The sequence below is a fragment of the Mesorhizobium sp. M0062 genome (assembly GCF_040323125.1).
In the GTDB taxonomy this organism is placed as follows: Bacteria; Pseudomonadota; Alphaproteobacteria; order Rhizobiales; family Rhizobiaceae; genus Mesorhizobium.
This window is the reverse complement of record NZ_JAMYUO010000039.1, coordinates 1-13,499: the sequence shown is the minus strand read 5'-3', so window position 1 is coordinate 13,499 and position 13,499 is coordinate 1. Positions and strand designations below refer to the sequence as shown.

Here is a 13,499-nt window from a genome sequence, read left to right as displayed (position 1 = left end):
CCGGCACCGGTGGGCAATAGTCTAGGCTAAATTGCCCTGAAGCACCTTCAGCTTGGCTTTCTTCGGGCTGCGCGCCAGCAGCCATTCGCGCGCTTTGTCCTGCGGCATCGGGAATGCGATGGAATAGCCCTGCACCTGATCGCAGCCGATTGCCATCAGCGAATCGAGCTCGGCTTCGGTTTCCGCGCCCTCGGCGACGATCGAAATGCCGAGACCGCGCGCCAGCTCGGTGATGGCGCGCACGATCTTGGTGTTGTCGCCATTCTCGTTGATGTTCTGGACGAAGCGGCGGTCGATCTTCAGCCGGTCGATCTCGTTGGGATTGACGTGGCTGAGCGAGGCATAGCCGGTGCCGAAATCGTCGAGCTCAAGATGGACGCCGGCAGCGCGGATGTGGCGCAGCTTCGCCGCGATGCCCGTCTTCTCGTCGTCGAGAATGACGGATTCGACGATTTCCAGCGACAGTTTCTGCGGAGCAAGGCCGGCCTTTTCCAGCGTCGCGAACAGGAAGCGGTCGAAGTCGGGTTCGCGCAGCTCGGTGCCGGACACGTTGACGGCAAGCCGGCCGAAAGCGATGCCGGCGCGATCCCATTCGGCTGCTTGCTCGATCGCCTTGGTAAAGACGATGCGGCCGATCTCGGGCATGAAGCCGCATTTTTCGGCGACCGGAATGAACTCGCCCGGCGCAATCATGCCGCGCTCGGCATGCTTCCAGCGCACCAGCGCCTCGATGCCGCTGATGGCGCCGTTGCTCAGCGACACCTGCGGCTGGAAATAGACTTGGAAGGCGTTCTCCGAAATCGCGACCTTGATGTCGTGCTCGAGCTGCTTGCGGTAGTCTAGCTCGCGCCTGAGTTCCTCGGAGAAGAACGAGAAGCTGCCGCCGCCGAGCTTTTTGGCGGAATAGAGCGCGAGGTCGGCGTGGACGAGCAGATCCTCGGCATTGTCGGCGTCGATGGGATAGACGGCAATGCCGGCGCTGGCCCCTGGAAGGATGGTCGTGCCCTGGAAGGTAATCGGCTCGTTGATCTCCTCCAGGATGCGCCGGGCCAGCATGTTGATGTCCTCGGGGCCGCCGGCGCCATTGAGGATCATCACGAATTCGTCGCCGCCAAGGCGCGCGCAGAGATCCGACGCACGGCAGGAATCGCGCATGCGCTGCGCGGTGACGACCAGCACATAGTCGCCGGCGGCGTGGCCGAGTGTGTCGTTGATCTGCTTGAACCGGTCGAGGTCGAGCTGGATGACCGCCAGCCTCTCGCGCCGGCGATGCGCGCCCTTGATCAGCGTTTCGAAGTGATCGGTCAGGAAGGTGCGGTTGTGCAGGCCGGTCAGCCCGTCATGTACGGCGATGAAGGCCATCGAGTTGCGGGCATCGACAAGCTCGTGCGTCTTGCGCAGGATCGCCTTCGACATCGGCCGGAAGATGAAAAGCGCCACCAGCACGATGACGCCGATGGTGGCGTAGAACAAGGTGCGGTGGAGATCGAGGAGCTTTTCCGACCGCTCGTCGGCGAATGCGGCGATGCGTTGGCCGAGCGCGGCATAACCCGACAGCGTCGCATTGGCGACGGAAGCATCGAGATTGACGCGCTCGCCGCCGCCCTTGTAGGCGGCATTGCCGGAGAGCTGGGATTCGAAGGACGAGATCAGCCTTTCGCCATTGGCGACCAGCCCGACCGAGAAATAGTCGAGGTGGAACGGCTTGCCGTAAAGGACGCTCTCGATCGACTTTGGGTCGGACAATGCCGGCGACAGCGGGTCGGCTCCCGTCTGTTTGAGCAGCAGGTCGTAGTTCGTCTCGAACTCGGCGGTCGCCTGTTTCAGCGCGGCAACTAGGGCCGGCTGCTTGTCACGCGCGGCGGAGCCGGTTGCGCTGGTCAAAAAGACAATGCGCTGCGACAGCGCCTTCTGGGTGCTGACGATGTCGAGCAGAGTATGGTTGTGCTGTTGCGCCGCCATCATCTGCTGCAGCAGGATGAAGGAGGCCATCACCATGGCGGCGATGATCAGCAGCGCCAGCCAGTAGCCGCTCTTGATCAGCAGGATGAGTTTGCCCGAGACGGTTTGCGCCGGCTGCTGCGACATATTCTAGGTGACCCCTCGGTCGAACTGATTCTGCCACCGATTCGTGGCGAGAAGACCATTGGCTTGAAAGGGTTAACAGGTCTGGAAGCCGGCGGAACTGTTGCTTCGGCAGTAAACGAAAGCTGCCGAGATGGTTATCATGTTCTTTCGCGGCATGGCCGTATTCGCGTGCCTGCTACTCCAGCATGCGGGCCATGCGATCGTGTCGCGCCAGGGTTGAGCCCGCCGTGCCACCGAAACGGTCGCTTTTGCGATGGATTTTTAGTGCGCGTAGCGCGACAGTCGCGCCAATCTCAACAGGACCTGATCCATGAGCGCGGCATTCCTCTCCCATATCGACAACGAACTGCAAGGGCTGAAATCCGCCGGGCTCTACAAATCCGAGCGGGTGATCACCTCGACCCAGTCGGCTGAGATCGAAGTCGGCGGCGACAAGGTGCTGAATTTCTGCGCCAACAACTATCTCGGCCTCGCCGACAGCTCAGAATTGCGCGATGCAGCCAAAGGCGCGCTGGACCGCTACGGCTACGGCATGGCCTCGGTGCGCTTCATCTGCGGCACGCAGGAAGAGCACAAGCAGCTTGAATCAACGATTTCATCATTCCTCGGCATGGACGACACCATCCTCTACGGCTCCTGCTTCGACGCCAATGGCGGCCTGTTCGAGACACTGCTCGGCGAGGAGGATGCGATCATTTCCGATGCGCTGAACCATGCCTCGATCATCGACGGTGTGCGGCTGTCGAAGGCCAAGCGTTTCCGCTACGCCAACAACGACATGGCCGATCTCGAAGCCCGGCTGAAGGAGGCGAAAGACTGCCGCTTCCGCCTGATCGCCACCGACGGTGTGTTCTCCATGGATGGCATCATCGCCAATCTTAAAGGCGTCTGCGACCTCGCGGAAAAATACGACGCCATGGTCATGGTCGACGACAGCCATGCCGTCGGCTTCGTCGGCAAAAACGGCCGCGGCTCGGCCGAACATTGCGGCGTCGAGGGCAGGGTGGACATTATCACCGGCACGCTCGGCAAGGCGCTGGGCGGCGCCTCGGGCGGCTACACCTCGGGCAAAAGTCAAGTGGTCGACTGGCTGCGCCAGCGTTCGCGGCCTTATCTCTTCTCCAACACGCTGATGCCGGCGATTGCCGGCGCTTCCATCAAGGTGTTCGAGCTGATCCGCAATGGCGACGCCCTGCGCGAACGCCTCTATGCCAATGCGGCGCGCTTTCGCTCCGAAATGGGCAAGCTCGGCTTCACGCTGGCCGGCGCCGATCATCCGATCATTCCGGTGATGCTGGGCGATGCCAGCCTGGCGCAGGAAATGGCGGCGCGCATGCTGAAGCGCGGCATCTATGTCATCGGCTTTTCCTTCCCGGTGGTGCCGAAAGGCCAGGCGCGCATCCGCACGCAGATGTCGGCGGCGCATTCCAGCGCCGACATCGATCGCGCCGTGGCGGCATTCGCGGCGGTCGGCAAGGAATTGGGCGTGATTGGCTGAGAGTTTTACCCTCCCCCATGTCGGGAGGGTCGACTTTCGACCGCTTGCGAAGCAAGCGGGCGGGAGGCGGGGTGGGGGTCTGCAGGGTCACGACCTCCGCCAGTTTTTTGACCCCCACCCGGCCCTTCGGGCCACCCTCCCCACAAGGGGGAGGGTAAGGAGTTGTAGCATGTCGAACATGATGAAGGCGCTGGTGAAGGCCAAGGCCGAACCGGGCATCTGGATGGAAGAGGTGCCGGTGCCGGAGATCGGCCCCAACGACGTGCTGATCAAGGTCAAGAAGACGGCGATCTGCGGCACCGACGTGCACATCTACAATTGGGACCAGTGGGCGCAGAAAACGGTGCCGGTGCCGATGGTGACCGGCCATGAATTCGTCGGCACGGTTGCCGATTTTGGTGCTGCGGTCACCGAATACAAGGTCGGCCAGCGCGTCTCCGGCGAAGGCCACATCGTTTGCGGCCATTGCCGTAACTGCCGCGCGGGCAGGGGCCATTTGTGCCGCAACACGCTCGGCGTCGGCGTCAACCGTCCCGGCGCCTTCGGCGAGTATCTGGCGATCCCGCAGCACAATGTCGTCTCTATCCCCGACGATGTGCCCGACGAGATCGCGGCGATTTTCGATCCGTTGGGCAATGCGGTCCACACCGCTCTGTCCTTCGATCTGGTCGGCGAGGATGTGCTGGTCACCGGCGCCGGTCCGATCGGCATCATGGGCGCGCTGGTGGCGCAATGTGTGGGCGCGCGAAAAGTCGTCATCACCGACATCAACCCGGTGCGGCTGGCGCTGGCCAAAAAGCTCGGCGTCCAGCATGTCGTCGACGCCTCGAAGGAAAAGCTTAGGGATGTCATGCCGGCGCTCGGCATGACCGAAGGTTTTGATGTCGGCCTGGAAATGTCGGGCGCCGCGCCCGCCTTCCGCGACATGATCGACACGATGAACAATGGCGGCAAGATCGCCATTCTGGGCATCGCGCCGACCGGCTTCGAGATCGACTGGAACAAGGTCATCTTCAAGATGCTTCATCTCAAGGGCATTTACGGGCGCGAGATGTTCGAGACCTGGTACAAAATGATCGCGCTGGTGCAAGGCCCGCTGGATGTCGGCGGGCTCATCACGCATCGGATCGGTATCGATGATTTCCAGACAGGGTTCGATGCGATGAGGAGCGGCAGTTCGGGTAAGGTGGTGATGGATTGGTAGGCGCAGAGGCACGTTCTAGCTGGAGAAGCCGGCGGGACAGCACCCCCCTCTGGCCTGCCGGCCATCTCCCCCGCAAGGAGGGAGATTGGCAGCTTTGACGGCTCGCCAACCTCTGCAACATTGGAGATTGGCGAAAGCCTTCGCGACATCTGATCTCCCCCCTTGCGGGGGAGATGTCCGGCAGGACAGAGGGGGGTGTGAAGGATCACGGCGGAGCAGATCTTTATTCACCCAACGCTCCCTCCAGCGCCGCCACGCCGCTCACAATCGCTGTCCGCTCCTCTGTGCTCAGCCTCTCCAGCAACTCCCGTTCAAACGCCTTCGCCAGCGGCACCATTTCGCCATAGGCCGCCAGCCCCGCCTTCGTCAGCGCCAGATGCTCTACACGTCGATCATTCTCGTAGGTTGTGCGTACCAGCCAGCGTCGCCGCTCGAGCTCGGCCACGGCGCGCGACACCTTGGTCTTGTGCATGGCCGACTGCTCGCCAAGCGCTGTCGCCGTCATGGTGCCGCGCTGTCCGAGCCCTGACAGCGTGCGCCATTCCGGCCGCGTCAGGCCGTGGCGGTCGCGGTAGATTTTTGAAAATTCGCGGCTGACGGCGTCGGCCAGCCGGTAGAGCCGATAGGGCAGGAAGCTTTCGAGTTCGAGGATTTCCATCTGCACCGTGGATGCGTTCGCGTTTGATAGTTACATTTTCGATGGTTACAAATGAAACCAGTTTGGTCAACATCGCCGGCAAGCAGCGCATCGCGGGGCCGGGATCAGGGAGGATCGGATGACCTTTTCCTACATGCCGGGCTTCGGCAACGACTTCGAAACCGAGACGCTGCCCGGCTCGCTGCCGCAGGGGCGGAACTCGCCGCAACGGCCGGCTTACGGACTTTATGCCGAGCAGCTCTCGGGCTCGCCCTTCACCGCCCCGCGCGGCACCAATGAGCGCTCCTGGCTCTACCGCATCCGGCCGAGCGTCAAACACACCGGCCGCTTCAAGGCGGCGAGCTATCCCCTGTGGAAGACCGCACCCAATGTCGGCGACCACGAACTGGCGCTCGGGCAGTATCGCTGGAACCCGGTGCCGATGCCGAGTGAGCCGACCGACTTCATCGCCGGCATGCGCACCATCACCACTGCCGGAGATGTGCTGGGCCAAAGCGGCATGGCCGCGCATGTCTATGTCGCCAACCGATCGATGGTCGACGATCATTTCTTCAATGCCGATGGCGAGTTGCTGATCGTCCCCCAGGTCGGCGCCTTGCGCTTCGTCACCGAGATGGGTGTCATCGAGCTGCGACCCGGTGAGATCGCCGTTCTGCCGCGCGGGCTGGTGTTCAAGGTCGAGCTCATCGACGAGGAAGTGCGCGGCTATGTCTGCGAGAACTACGGCGCCAAGCTGACGCTGCCCGACCGCGGGCCGATCGGCGCCAACTGCCTCGCCAATCCGCGCGACTTCAAGACGCCCTGCGCCTGGTTCGAGGAGAAGGAGACGCCGTGCCGGCTGACGGTGAAATGGTGCGGCAATTTCCATGTCACCGAGATTGGCCATTCGCCGCTCGACGTCGTCGCCTGGCACGGCAACTACGCGCCCTACAAGTATGATCTGGCGACGTTTTCTCCGGTCGGCGCCATCCTGTTCGACCATCCCGATCCGTCGATCTTCACCGTGCTGACGGCGCCGAGCGGCGAGGAAGGCACTGCCAACATCGACTTCGTCATCTTTCCGCCGCGCTGGCTGGTGGCGGAGGATACGTTCCGGCCGCCCTGGTACCACCGCAACATCATGAGCGAGTTCATGGGCCTGATCCACGGCCAGTATGACGCCAAGGAGGAAGGTTTTGTCCCGGGCGGCATCAGCCTGCACAATCTGATGCTGGCCCACGGCCCAGACGCGCCTGGCTTCGAAAAGGCCTCGCGCTCCGAGCTGAAACCGGTCAAGCTCGACAACACCATGGCCTTCATGTTCGAGACCCGATTCCCGCAAATGCTCACCCGCTACGGCGCCGAGCTTGAAACAAGGCAGGACAATTACATCGATTGCTGGACCGATCTGAAGAAGCGTTTCAACGGCACGCCGGAGGGCGACTGGTCTTGAGATCAGCCCGATGAACGACCGGCTGGTGCTTCTCGGCTCCAAGGGCGGCCCGGCGCTGCGGCCGGGCGGGCCGTGGCCGAGTTCGTCGCTGCTGGAACTGGGCGGGCGAACCATCGTCGTCGATTGCGGGCTCGGCGTCACGCGCGGCCTGGTCGATTCCGCCGTCAGCCTGAAGGCGCTCGACCTGATCTTCGTCACCCATCTGCATTCCGATCATGTGCTGGAACTGGGGGCGCTGCTCCACACCGCCTGGACCGCCGGTCTGGCCAATCCGGTGACGTTGTTCGGACCGCCCGGCACCGGCCATTACTGGCGGCGCTTCTGCCAGGCGATGGAGTTCGACATCGAGATCCGCATCGTTGACGAAGGCAGGCCGGACATCCGCGAACTGGTTTCGATCGTCGAATTCGGCGAGGGTGAGATTTTTACGCAGCGCGGCCTGAAGGTCTCGGCGCTGCGCGTTGACCATCCCCCCGTAACCGACTGCTTTGCGCTGCGCTTCGACCGTGCCGGCAAAAGCGTCGTGTTCTCGGCCGACACCGCCTTCTTCCCGCCGCTCGCCGGTTTCGCCAGAGATGCCGACATTCTTGTTCACGAGGCCATGCTGGAAGAAGGCATCGAGCGTCTCGTCACCAGGACCGGCAATGGCGCGCGGCTGAAGGAGCATCTGCTCGCCAGCCACAGCTTTGCCGAGGAAGCCGGGCGCATCGCCAGCGATGCCGGCGTCGGGAGACTGGTGCTCAATCACCTCATTCCGGCCGACGATCCCGCGATCGGTGAGGCCGACTGGGAGGCTGCCGTCAGGAAATCGTGGGCCGGTGACTTGACGATTGCCCGCGACGGCCTTGTTGTGGGGTTTCGGGAGTAACGATGGCCGACGACGCGCTTTGGGAAGAGGTACGCAAATCCGGGGAGGCATCCTGGGCGCAGCTCTCTCTGTTTCTCGAACGAGTGGAGGACTTGCTGTCCTTTGTCCGCTTCATCGATGCGCTGCGCAAGGACCGCGAGGACGCCGACCGCAAGGAGGACGCGAGGCCCGGACCATCCGACCCCGGCTGGAATGGCTGGTACAATGGCTCGATAGCCACATTTCTTGAAGCGGCGGTCGCCTGCGTCCAAGACAATGGGCCGACATTCCTAGCTGACGAAAATCCTTGGAAAGCCGCCGCCAAAATTCTCTATGCCGGCAAATCTCACGAATAACCGCATACTAAGAATAACCACTGGGAGGATGCATGAAGCTTGCCACATTGAAGGACGGGACGCGCGATGGAAAACTCGTCGTCGTCTCGCGCGACCTGACGCGCTTCACCGACGCCTCGTTCCTGGCGCGAACGCTGCAGGCCGCGCTCGACGACTGGCAGCGGGTTTCGCCGCATCTGGCAACCATCGCGGAATCGCTGGAAAACAATGCGGTGCCGTCGGCGCGCTTCCATGAGCATGACGCCCATTCGCCGCTGCCGCGCGCCTATCAATGGGCCGACGGTTCGGCCTATGTGAACCATGTCGAACTGGTGCGCAAAGCGCGCGGGGCCGATATGCCGGCAAGCTTCTGGACCGATCCGCTGATCTATCAGGGCGGCTCGGATTCCTTCATCGCGCCGCGTGAGCCGATCCGCATGGCCGGCGAAGCCTATGGCATCGATATGGAGGCAGAGGTCGCCGTCATTGTCGACGACGTGCCGATGGGCGCCAGTATCGACCAGGCGCGCGCCGCCATCCGGCTGGTCATGCTGGTCAATGATGTGACGCTGCGCGCGCTCACCGGACCCGAGCTCGCCAAGGGGTTTGGCTTCTTCCAGTCGAAGCCGTCCTCGGCTTTTTCGCCGGTGGCGGTGACGCCGGACGAACTCGGCGACGCCTGGGATGGCGGCAAGGTCAACCTGCCTCTGCTCGCCGACGTCAACGGCAAGCCGTTCGGCCGTGCCAATGCCGGCGTCGACATGACCTTCGACTTCCCGGCGCTGATTGCCCATGCCGCAAAGACACGGCCGCTGGTTGCCGGCACCATCATCGGTTCCGGCACCGTCTCCAACAAGCTGGATGGCGGGCCGGGCAAACCGGTGGCGGCCGGCGGCGCCGGCTATTCCTGCATCGCTGAACTGCGCATGATCGAGACCATTGAGTCTGGCGAGCCCAAGACGCCGTTCCTGCGCTTTGGCGATACGGTGCGTATCGAGATGAAGAATAAAAGCGGAAACTCGATCTTCGGCGCCATCGAGCAGAAGGTCGAGAAGTCCCAGGCATAAGAGGGGGCAATAGTGACGGGAGAGGCGTTCTACCTGCTGGCCGGCGTCTGGGCGCTGGCCATTCTGGTGGTCTTCATCCAGGCGATCCGGCTGAGCTACCGCATCGAGGCGCGCTCGCCCGATCTGACCAACCGCAGTGGCTACCCGCGCAAGGCGATGATGTTCCACACCATCACCAACACCAATGTGGCGCGGGACGAGGAGACGCAGGCGATGCGGCGGCGCATGAACCGCCTGTTGCTGATCGTTGTCGCCGGCTTCGCGGTGATGGCGGCAGGCTTGTATCTGATGCGATCGACGGGAGCGTGAATGGCAGATGGCCTATACCGCTTCTTATCTTTGGTTTCTTGGGCTTTGCAGCGTCGCAACCGGCTGGCTTTTGATTTCCGCAATTCGGCTCTGCCGGCAGGTCGAGGATCGGTCTGAAAGGCTGCGTAATTTCAGCAGCGAGGCGCGCCTGCCGAGGCTTGTGTACGTCGCTTTGAACCGGGAAGTCGCAAGCGATGCAGGAACGCAAGAACTGCGCCGCGGTATGAACGCTCGTCTTCTGGGGACAGCTGCCATACTCGTCATTCTGAAGTTGGTGGACTTGGTCGGTTGGCCAAGCGCATAACATGGATATTCTCACCCACTTCAGCCGCATGGCCGGCAACAATCTCTGGTCGAATGACCGGCTCTACCGCGCTGTGCTTGCGCTGAAGCCCGGCGAATTCGAAGCCGAACGCACCAGCTTCTTCCCGTCGATCAAGGCAACGCTCAACCACATCCTTGCGGTCGATCATCTCTATCTCGATTTTCTCGAAGAAGGCGGCGTCGGTGCGGCCGCCCATGACGACTACGTGCCGTTCGATGTGCCGCAGGCGCTGTTTGCCGCCCAGGTCGCAGCAGATCGACGCCTGATCGCCTTTTGCGAGAAGCTGTCGGAGGCGGATCTCGACCGTCAGGTCATCACCGACCGGCGCGAGGACGGCATGATCCCCGAAAAGATCGGCGACATTCTCGCCCATGTCTTCCTGCACGACATCCACCATCGCGGCCAGGTTCACGCGATGCTCTCGGGCAGCTCGGTCGCGCCGCCGCAGCTGGACGAGTTCTTGCTCGATTATGATTTGAAGGTGAGGAGGGAAGAGGTCGTGCGGCTGGGCCTCTGACCTTTATCTGGTGTACTCGTTCCATTCAGGGCCGAGTTTGTCGAAATCGTCAGAAATCCAAATCTTGCCCTTCAGGGCACCTATGCGCGACAACAAGTCTTCTCGAACTGGTGGCACGAGCCGCGCCGCGATCTTGCCGTGATGAGTGATGACTATCTCCTCGCCGGCCTCCGCGCGGCCGACGAGTTCCGTTAGTTTGGCCTTTGCTTCGGTTATGGAGACGTTCACGGTTCACGCCGCCTTGCCATCGACCTTGATCACGCCGCGCTTGATCTGGTCCTGCTCGATCGACTCGAACAGCGCGCGGAAATTGCCTTCGCCAAAACCTTCGTCGCCCTTCCTCTGGATGAATTCGAAGAAGATCGGGCCGATCACGGTTTTGGAGAATATCTGCAGCAGGATCTTGGTCATGCCGCCGTCGACCACGCCTTCGCCGTCGATCAGGATGCCGTGCTTCTTCATCCGCTCGATCGGCTCGTCATGCCCGTTCACTCTGTTGTACGACATGTCGTAGTAGGTCTCCGGCGGACCGGGCATGAACTTCAGCCCGTTGTCGGCAAGCTTGTCGGTGGCGGCGTAGATGTCGTCGGTCCCGACGGCGATATGCTGGATGCCTTCGCCATTGTACTTCTTCAGATACTCGGCGATCTGGCTGGTGTCGTCCTTGGACTCGTTCAGCGGGATACGGATCTTGCCGCAGGGCGAGGTGATGGCGCGGCTGACGAGGCCGGTGATCTTGCCGTCGATGTCGAAGAAATGGATCTGCTTGAAGCCGAACAATTCGCGATAAAAGTCCCACCATTTGTCCATCTGGCCGCGATAGACATTGTGGGTGAGGTGGTCGAGGAAATAGAAGCCGACGCCTTGGGGCCGCGGGTCGCGTTCGCCGAGCCACTCGAACTCGGCATCATAGGCCGAGCCCTTCTTGCCATAGGCTTCGATGAAATAGAGCAGTGAGCCGCCAATGCCGACAATGGCCGGCGCGTCGAGCGCCTTGTCGTCGCCTTCATAGGGCGTCGCGCCTTTCGACACCGCATGGTCGAATGCGTGCTTGGCATCGACAACACGCCAGGCCATCGAGGCGGCGCAAGGGCCGTGTTTGTCGACGAACTTCATCGCATGCGAGCCCGGCTCGGCATTGACGACATAGTTGATATCGCCCTGGCGCCAGACGGTGATGTCCTTCGTGCGGTGCTTGGCCACCGCGACATAGCCCATGCGGGTGAACAGTTCGGCTAGCTTCTGCGGCTCCGCATGCGCGAACTCGACGAACTCGAAACCGTCGGTGCCGGCGGGGTTTTCCTTGCTGATCTTTGCGGGCGGGGCGTCGTGCGGGAAGGGACCCATGGCATTCCTCCAAACGGATGGTGGCCGCATCGGACCACGAGATGACGCATGATAGTGCGAAGCGACCGCACGGTGCTTGCATTCAAACGCTTGAAATGATCATCTCGTGCGTAATTCATGCATGATTGGAGATGAATCGATGAATGAAGCGCGCATCGATCAATTTGACCGCAAGATAATGGCTCTCTTGCAGGGCGACGCGCGGCTCACCAACAACGATCTCTCGGAGCGCGTGAACCTGTCGGCATCGCAATGCTCACGCCGCCGCCAGCGGCTGGAGGAAGACGGCTACATCAAGGGCTATCGCGCCGTGCTCGACCGCGACAAGCTCGGCTTCTCGCTGGTCAACGTCATCTCGGTGACGCTCGCCACCCATAACCGCGACAATGCCAGGCGCTTCGGCGAGCTGCTGGCGCGGCTGCCGGAGGTGCAGGAGGCGCACGCGCTGACCGGCGAGATGGATTATATCTTGAAGGTGGTGACGCCCGACCTCAAATCGCTGTCGGAATTCGTCAATGGCGTGCTGCTGCCGCATGAATCGGTGCAGCATGTGAAGACCGCGATCGTGCTGGAGACGCTGAAGGAGACCGGGGCGCTGCCGATCTAGTTTGAGAGAGTTTCAGTTGATACGTCGGCGGGACAGCACCCCCCTCTGGCCTGCCGGCCATCTCTCCCGCAAGGAGGGAGATCAGCAGCTTTGTCGATAGCGCTCATCCTGCAACGTCGGCGATTGGCGAAAAGCGAAGGCGACATCCGATCTCCCCCCTTGCGGGGGAGATGATGTCCGGCAGGACAGAGGGGGGTGTGAGGGATCGCCAGCGCCTCAGATGCTCACCCCTTGGACTGCTGAATCAGCCCGTAGAGATTGGTGCAGCGCGCGCCGGAGCGGCAATAGGCAAACACCGGGCCTTCGAGCGCGTCGAGCGCTTTGGCCTGATCTTCGACATTCTCGGCTGTGATCTGGCCGCTGATTACCGGGATGTAGCGGAAGGCCAGCCCCGCGGCTTCGACCGCCGCCTTGACGCTGTCGGCCGAAGGCTGGTCGGGCTGCTCGTCATCCGGCCGGTTGCAGATCACGCTCTTGAAACCGGCTTCCTTGATGGCGGCGGCATCTTCGGGCTGGATCTGGCCCGAGACCGAATAGTCCTCGCTGATTTCTCGATATTCCATGGCTCTCATCCTCTCAACCTGGTTTGGCGCGAAGTCTTGCCACTCTCACACGAGGTCGGCAATCCGCGCCGGAAAGAAATCCCTCGGCGCAGATAGACATTTGCGGCCCAAGATCCCCCAGGCTCAAGAGGTTTCGCGCTGTTGGCCTTGCCCGGAGGCGGCAGCGACTCTAAACAGGCGCACCGACAAACGAAGGAACCATCCCATGAGCATTCGTCGCATCGATGTTGGCCCGCGCATGAGCCAGATCGTCATCCACGGCAACACCGTCTATCTCGCCGGCCAGGTCGGAACGCCCGGCGCCAGCGTTGGCGAACAGACCAGGTCGATCCTCGCATCCATCGACGAACTGCTGGCCAAGGCCGGCACCGACAAGACCAAGATCCTGCAGGCGATCATCTGGCTGGCCGATATGGGCACCTTCGCCGAGATGAACAAGGAATGGGACAAGTGGGTCCCGCAAGGCAACACGCCCGCCCGCGCCACGGGTGAGGCCAAGCTTGCAGGGCCGGAATACACTGTCGAGATTATCGTCACGGCGGCGATTTAAAGTGCAGCCTTCTACCTCCCCCTTGTGGGGAGGTCGGACCGAAGGTCCGGGTGGGGGGCTGGCGCCGGGGGGCCCCCCCCCGCGGGCGCGGGGGGCCCCACCCCCCCGGGGGGGGGGGGGGGGGGGGGGGGGTGGGGGGGGGGGGGGCCGCG

General features: G+C 62.4%; 16 protein-coding genes. 11 read left to right on the top strand and 5 right to left on the bottom strand.

Annotated features, from left to right (window positions below):
• Nucleotides 1-21 precede the first annotated feature (21 nt).
• Nucleotides 22-2,088 (bottom strand): putative bifunctional diguanylate cyclase/phosphodiesterase, encoded by a 2,067-nt coding sequence (locus tag NKJ64_RS28840; RefSeq protein WP_023672920.1) that lies wholly within the window; start codon nucleotides 2,086-2,088, stop codon nucleotides 22-24.
• Nucleotides 2,089-2,398: 310 nt separating this feature from the next.
• Between NKJ64_RS28840 and NKJ64_RS28835 the strand changes: the two genes are divergently transcribed.
• Entirely contained in the window at nucleotides 2,399-3,586 is a 1,188-nt protein-coding gene (locus NKJ64_RS28835) for a glycine C-acetyltransferase (RefSeq protein WP_023829514.1), read from the top strand.
• A 169-nt stretch (nucleotides 3,587-3,755) separates the two neighbouring features.
• Nucleotides 3,756-4,790, top strand: a complete 1,035-nt coding sequence (gene tdh / locus NKJ64_RS28830; RefSeq protein WP_023829515.1) for an L-threonine 3-dehydrogenase — start codon at nucleotides 3,756-3,758, stop codon at nucleotides 4,788-4,790.
• A gap of 223 nt (nucleotides 4,791-5,013) precedes the next feature.
• Here tdh and NKJ64_RS28825 read toward each other — a convergent pair whose 3' ends face one another.
• On the bottom strand, nucleotides 5,014-5,448 hold the full coding sequence (locus NKJ64_RS28825; RefSeq protein ID WP_352463734.1) for a MarR family winged helix-turn-helix transcriptional regulator: 435 nt from the start codon (nucleotides 5,446-5,448) through the stop codon (nucleotides 5,014-5,016).
• 118 nt (nucleotides 5,449-5,566) lie between these two features.
• On the opposite strand from NKJ64_RS28825, the gene hmgA reads away from it, so the two are divergent.
• Genes hmgA through NKJ64_RS28790 form a run of 7 tightly spaced genes read left to right on the top strand, consistent with a single transcriptional unit; the run spans nucleotide 5,567 to nucleotide 10,280 of the window.
• Entirely contained in the window at nucleotides 5,567-6,880 is a 1,314-nt protein-coding gene (gene hmgA / locus NKJ64_RS28820) for a homogentisate 1,2-dioxygenase (protein WP_023753724.1), read from the top strand.
• Between the two features lie 10 nt (nucleotides 6,881-6,890).
• Nucleotides 6,891-7,748, top strand: coding sequence for an MBL fold metallo-hydrolase (locus NKJ64_RS28815; RefSeq protein ID WP_286487462.1), 858 nt, complete (start codon nucleotides 6,891-6,893; stop codon nucleotides 7,746-7,748).
• Between the two features lie 2 nt (nucleotides 7,749-7,750).
• On the top strand, nucleotides 7,751-8,083 hold the full coding sequence (locus NKJ64_RS28810) for a hypothetical protein (RefSeq protein ID WP_023753722.1): 333 nt from the start codon (nucleotides 7,751-7,753) through the stop codon (nucleotides 8,081-8,083).
• 32 nt (nucleotides 8,084-8,115) lie between these two features.
• A complete protein-coding gene (locus NKJ64_RS28805) occupies nucleotides 8,116-9,129 on the top strand; it encodes a fumarylacetoacetate hydrolase family protein (protein WP_023753721.1) in 1,014 nt (337 codons plus the stop codon).
• 12 nt (nucleotides 9,130-9,141) lie between these two features.
• Nucleotides 9,142-9,438 (top strand): hypothetical protein, encoded by a 297-nt coding sequence (locus tag NKJ64_RS28800; protein ID WP_023743661.1) that lies wholly within the window; start codon nucleotides 9,142-9,144, stop codon nucleotides 9,436-9,438.
• A 7-nt stretch (nucleotides 9,439-9,445) separates the two neighbouring features.
• Nucleotides 9,446-9,742 carry a hypothetical protein gene (locus NKJ64_RS28795; RefSeq protein WP_023753720.1) on the top strand — a complete coding sequence of 99 codons (297 nt, stop codon included), beginning with the start codon at nucleotides 9,446-9,448 and terminating at the stop codon, nucleotides 9,740-9,742.
• Between the two features lies 1 nt (nucleotide 9,743).
• A complete protein-coding gene (locus NKJ64_RS28790; RefSeq protein ID WP_023753719.1) occupies nucleotides 9,744-10,280 on the top strand; it encodes a DinB family protein in 537 nt (178 codons plus the stop codon).
• A gap of 3 nt (nucleotides 10,281-10,283) precedes the next feature.
• Here the strand turns inward: NKJ64_RS28790 and NKJ64_RS28785 are convergent, their stop codons facing one another.
• Nucleotides 10,284-10,508: a type II toxin-antitoxin system Phd/YefM family antitoxin gene (locus NKJ64_RS28785; RefSeq protein WP_023743658.1), complete on the bottom strand. Its 225-nt coding sequence runs from the start codon at nucleotides 10,506-10,508 to the stop codon at nucleotides 10,284-10,286.
• A gap of 3 nt (nucleotides 10,509-10,511) precedes the next feature.
• A complete protein-coding gene (hppD, locus tag NKJ64_RS28780) occupies nucleotides 10,512-11,627 on the bottom strand; it encodes a 4-hydroxyphenylpyruvate dioxygenase (protein ID WP_023698020.1) in 1,116 nt (371 codons plus the stop codon).
• A gap of 139 nt (nucleotides 11,628-11,766) precedes the next feature.
• Between hppD and NKJ64_RS28775 the strand changes: the two genes are divergently transcribed.
• Nucleotides 11,767-12,234: an Lrp/AsnC family transcriptional regulator gene (locus NKJ64_RS28775; protein ID WP_023734215.1), complete on the top strand. Its 468-nt coding sequence runs from the start codon at nucleotides 11,767-11,769 to the stop codon at nucleotides 12,232-12,234.
• A 224-nt stretch (nucleotides 12,235-12,458) separates the two neighbouring features.
• On the opposite strand, the gene NKJ64_RS28770 is transcribed toward NKJ64_RS28775, so the two are convergent.
• Nucleotides 12,459-12,797, bottom strand: coding sequence for a protein tyrosine phosphatase family protein (locus NKJ64_RS28770; RefSeq protein WP_023689629.1), 339 nt, complete (start codon nucleotides 12,795-12,797; stop codon nucleotides 12,459-12,461).
• 205 nt (nucleotides 12,798-13,002) lie between these two features.
• Between NKJ64_RS28770 and NKJ64_RS28765 the strand changes: the two genes are divergently transcribed.
• On the top strand, nucleotides 13,003-13,347 hold the full coding sequence (locus NKJ64_RS28765; RefSeq protein ID WP_023672906.1) for a RidA family protein: 345 nt from the start codon (nucleotides 13,003-13,005) through the stop codon (nucleotides 13,345-13,347).
• Nucleotides 13,348-13,499 lie beyond the last annotated feature (152 nt).

What these genes read in the sequence shown, in the direction of transcription:
- NKJ64_RS28840 (WP_023672920.1), bottom strand. Translation starts at nt 2,088, where the DNA reads ATGTCGCAGCAGCCGGCGCAAACCGTCTCGGGCAAACTCATCCTGCTG.
- NKJ64_RS28835 (WP_023829514.1), top strand. Translation starts at nt 2,399, where the DNA reads ATGAGCGCGGCATTCCTCTCCCATATCGACAACGAACTGCAAGGGCTG.
- NKJ64_RS28790 (WP_023753719.1), top strand. Translation starts at nt 9,744, where the DNA reads ATGGATATTCTCACCCACTTCAGCCGCATGGCCGGCAACAATCTCTGG.
- hppD (WP_023698020.1), bottom strand. Translation starts at nt 11,627, where the DNA reads ATGGGTCCCTTCCCGCACGACGCCCCGCCCGCAAAGATCAGCAAGGAA.
- NKJ64_RS28825 (WP_352463734.1), bottom strand. Translation starts at nt 5,448, where the DNA reads ATGGAAATCCTCGAACTCGAAAGCTTCCTGCCCTATCGGCTCTACCGG.
- NKJ64_RS28795 (WP_023753720.1), top strand. Translation starts at nt 9,446, where the DNA reads ATGGCCTATACCGCTTCTTATCTTTGGTTTCTTGGGCTTTGCAGCGTC.
- NKJ64_RS28810 (WP_023753722.1), top strand. Translation starts at nt 7,751, where the DNA reads ATGGCCGACGACGCGCTTTGGGAAGAGGTACGCAAATCCGGGGAGGCA.
- NKJ64_RS28775 (WP_023734215.1), top strand. Translation starts at nt 11,767, where the DNA reads ATGAATGAAGCGCGCATCGATCAATTTGACCGCAAGATAATGGCTCTC.
- hmgA (WP_023753724.1), top strand. Translation starts at nt 5,567, where the DNA reads ATGACCTTTTCCTACATGCCGGGCTTCGGCAACGACTTCGAAACCGAG.
- NKJ64_RS28770 (WP_023689629.1), bottom strand. Translation starts at nt 12,797, where the DNA reads ATGGAATATCGAGAAATCAGCGAGGACTATTCGGTCTCGGGCCAGATC.
- NKJ64_RS28815 (WP_286487462.1), top strand. Translation starts at nt 6,891, where the DNA reads ATGAACGACCGGCTGGTGCTTCTCGGCTCCAAGGGCGGCCCGGCGCTG.
- NKJ64_RS28765 (WP_023672906.1), top strand. Translation starts at nt 13,003, where the DNA reads ATGAGCATTCGTCGCATCGATGTTGGCCCGCGCATGAGCCAGATCGTC.
- NKJ64_RS28805 (WP_023753721.1), top strand. Translation starts at nt 8,116, where the DNA reads ATGAAGCTTGCCACATTGAAGGACGGGACGCGCGATGGAAAACTCGTC.
- tdh (WP_023829515.1), top strand. Translation starts at nt 3,756, where the DNA reads ATGTCGAACATGATGAAGGCGCTGGTGAAGGCCAAGGCCGAACCGGGC.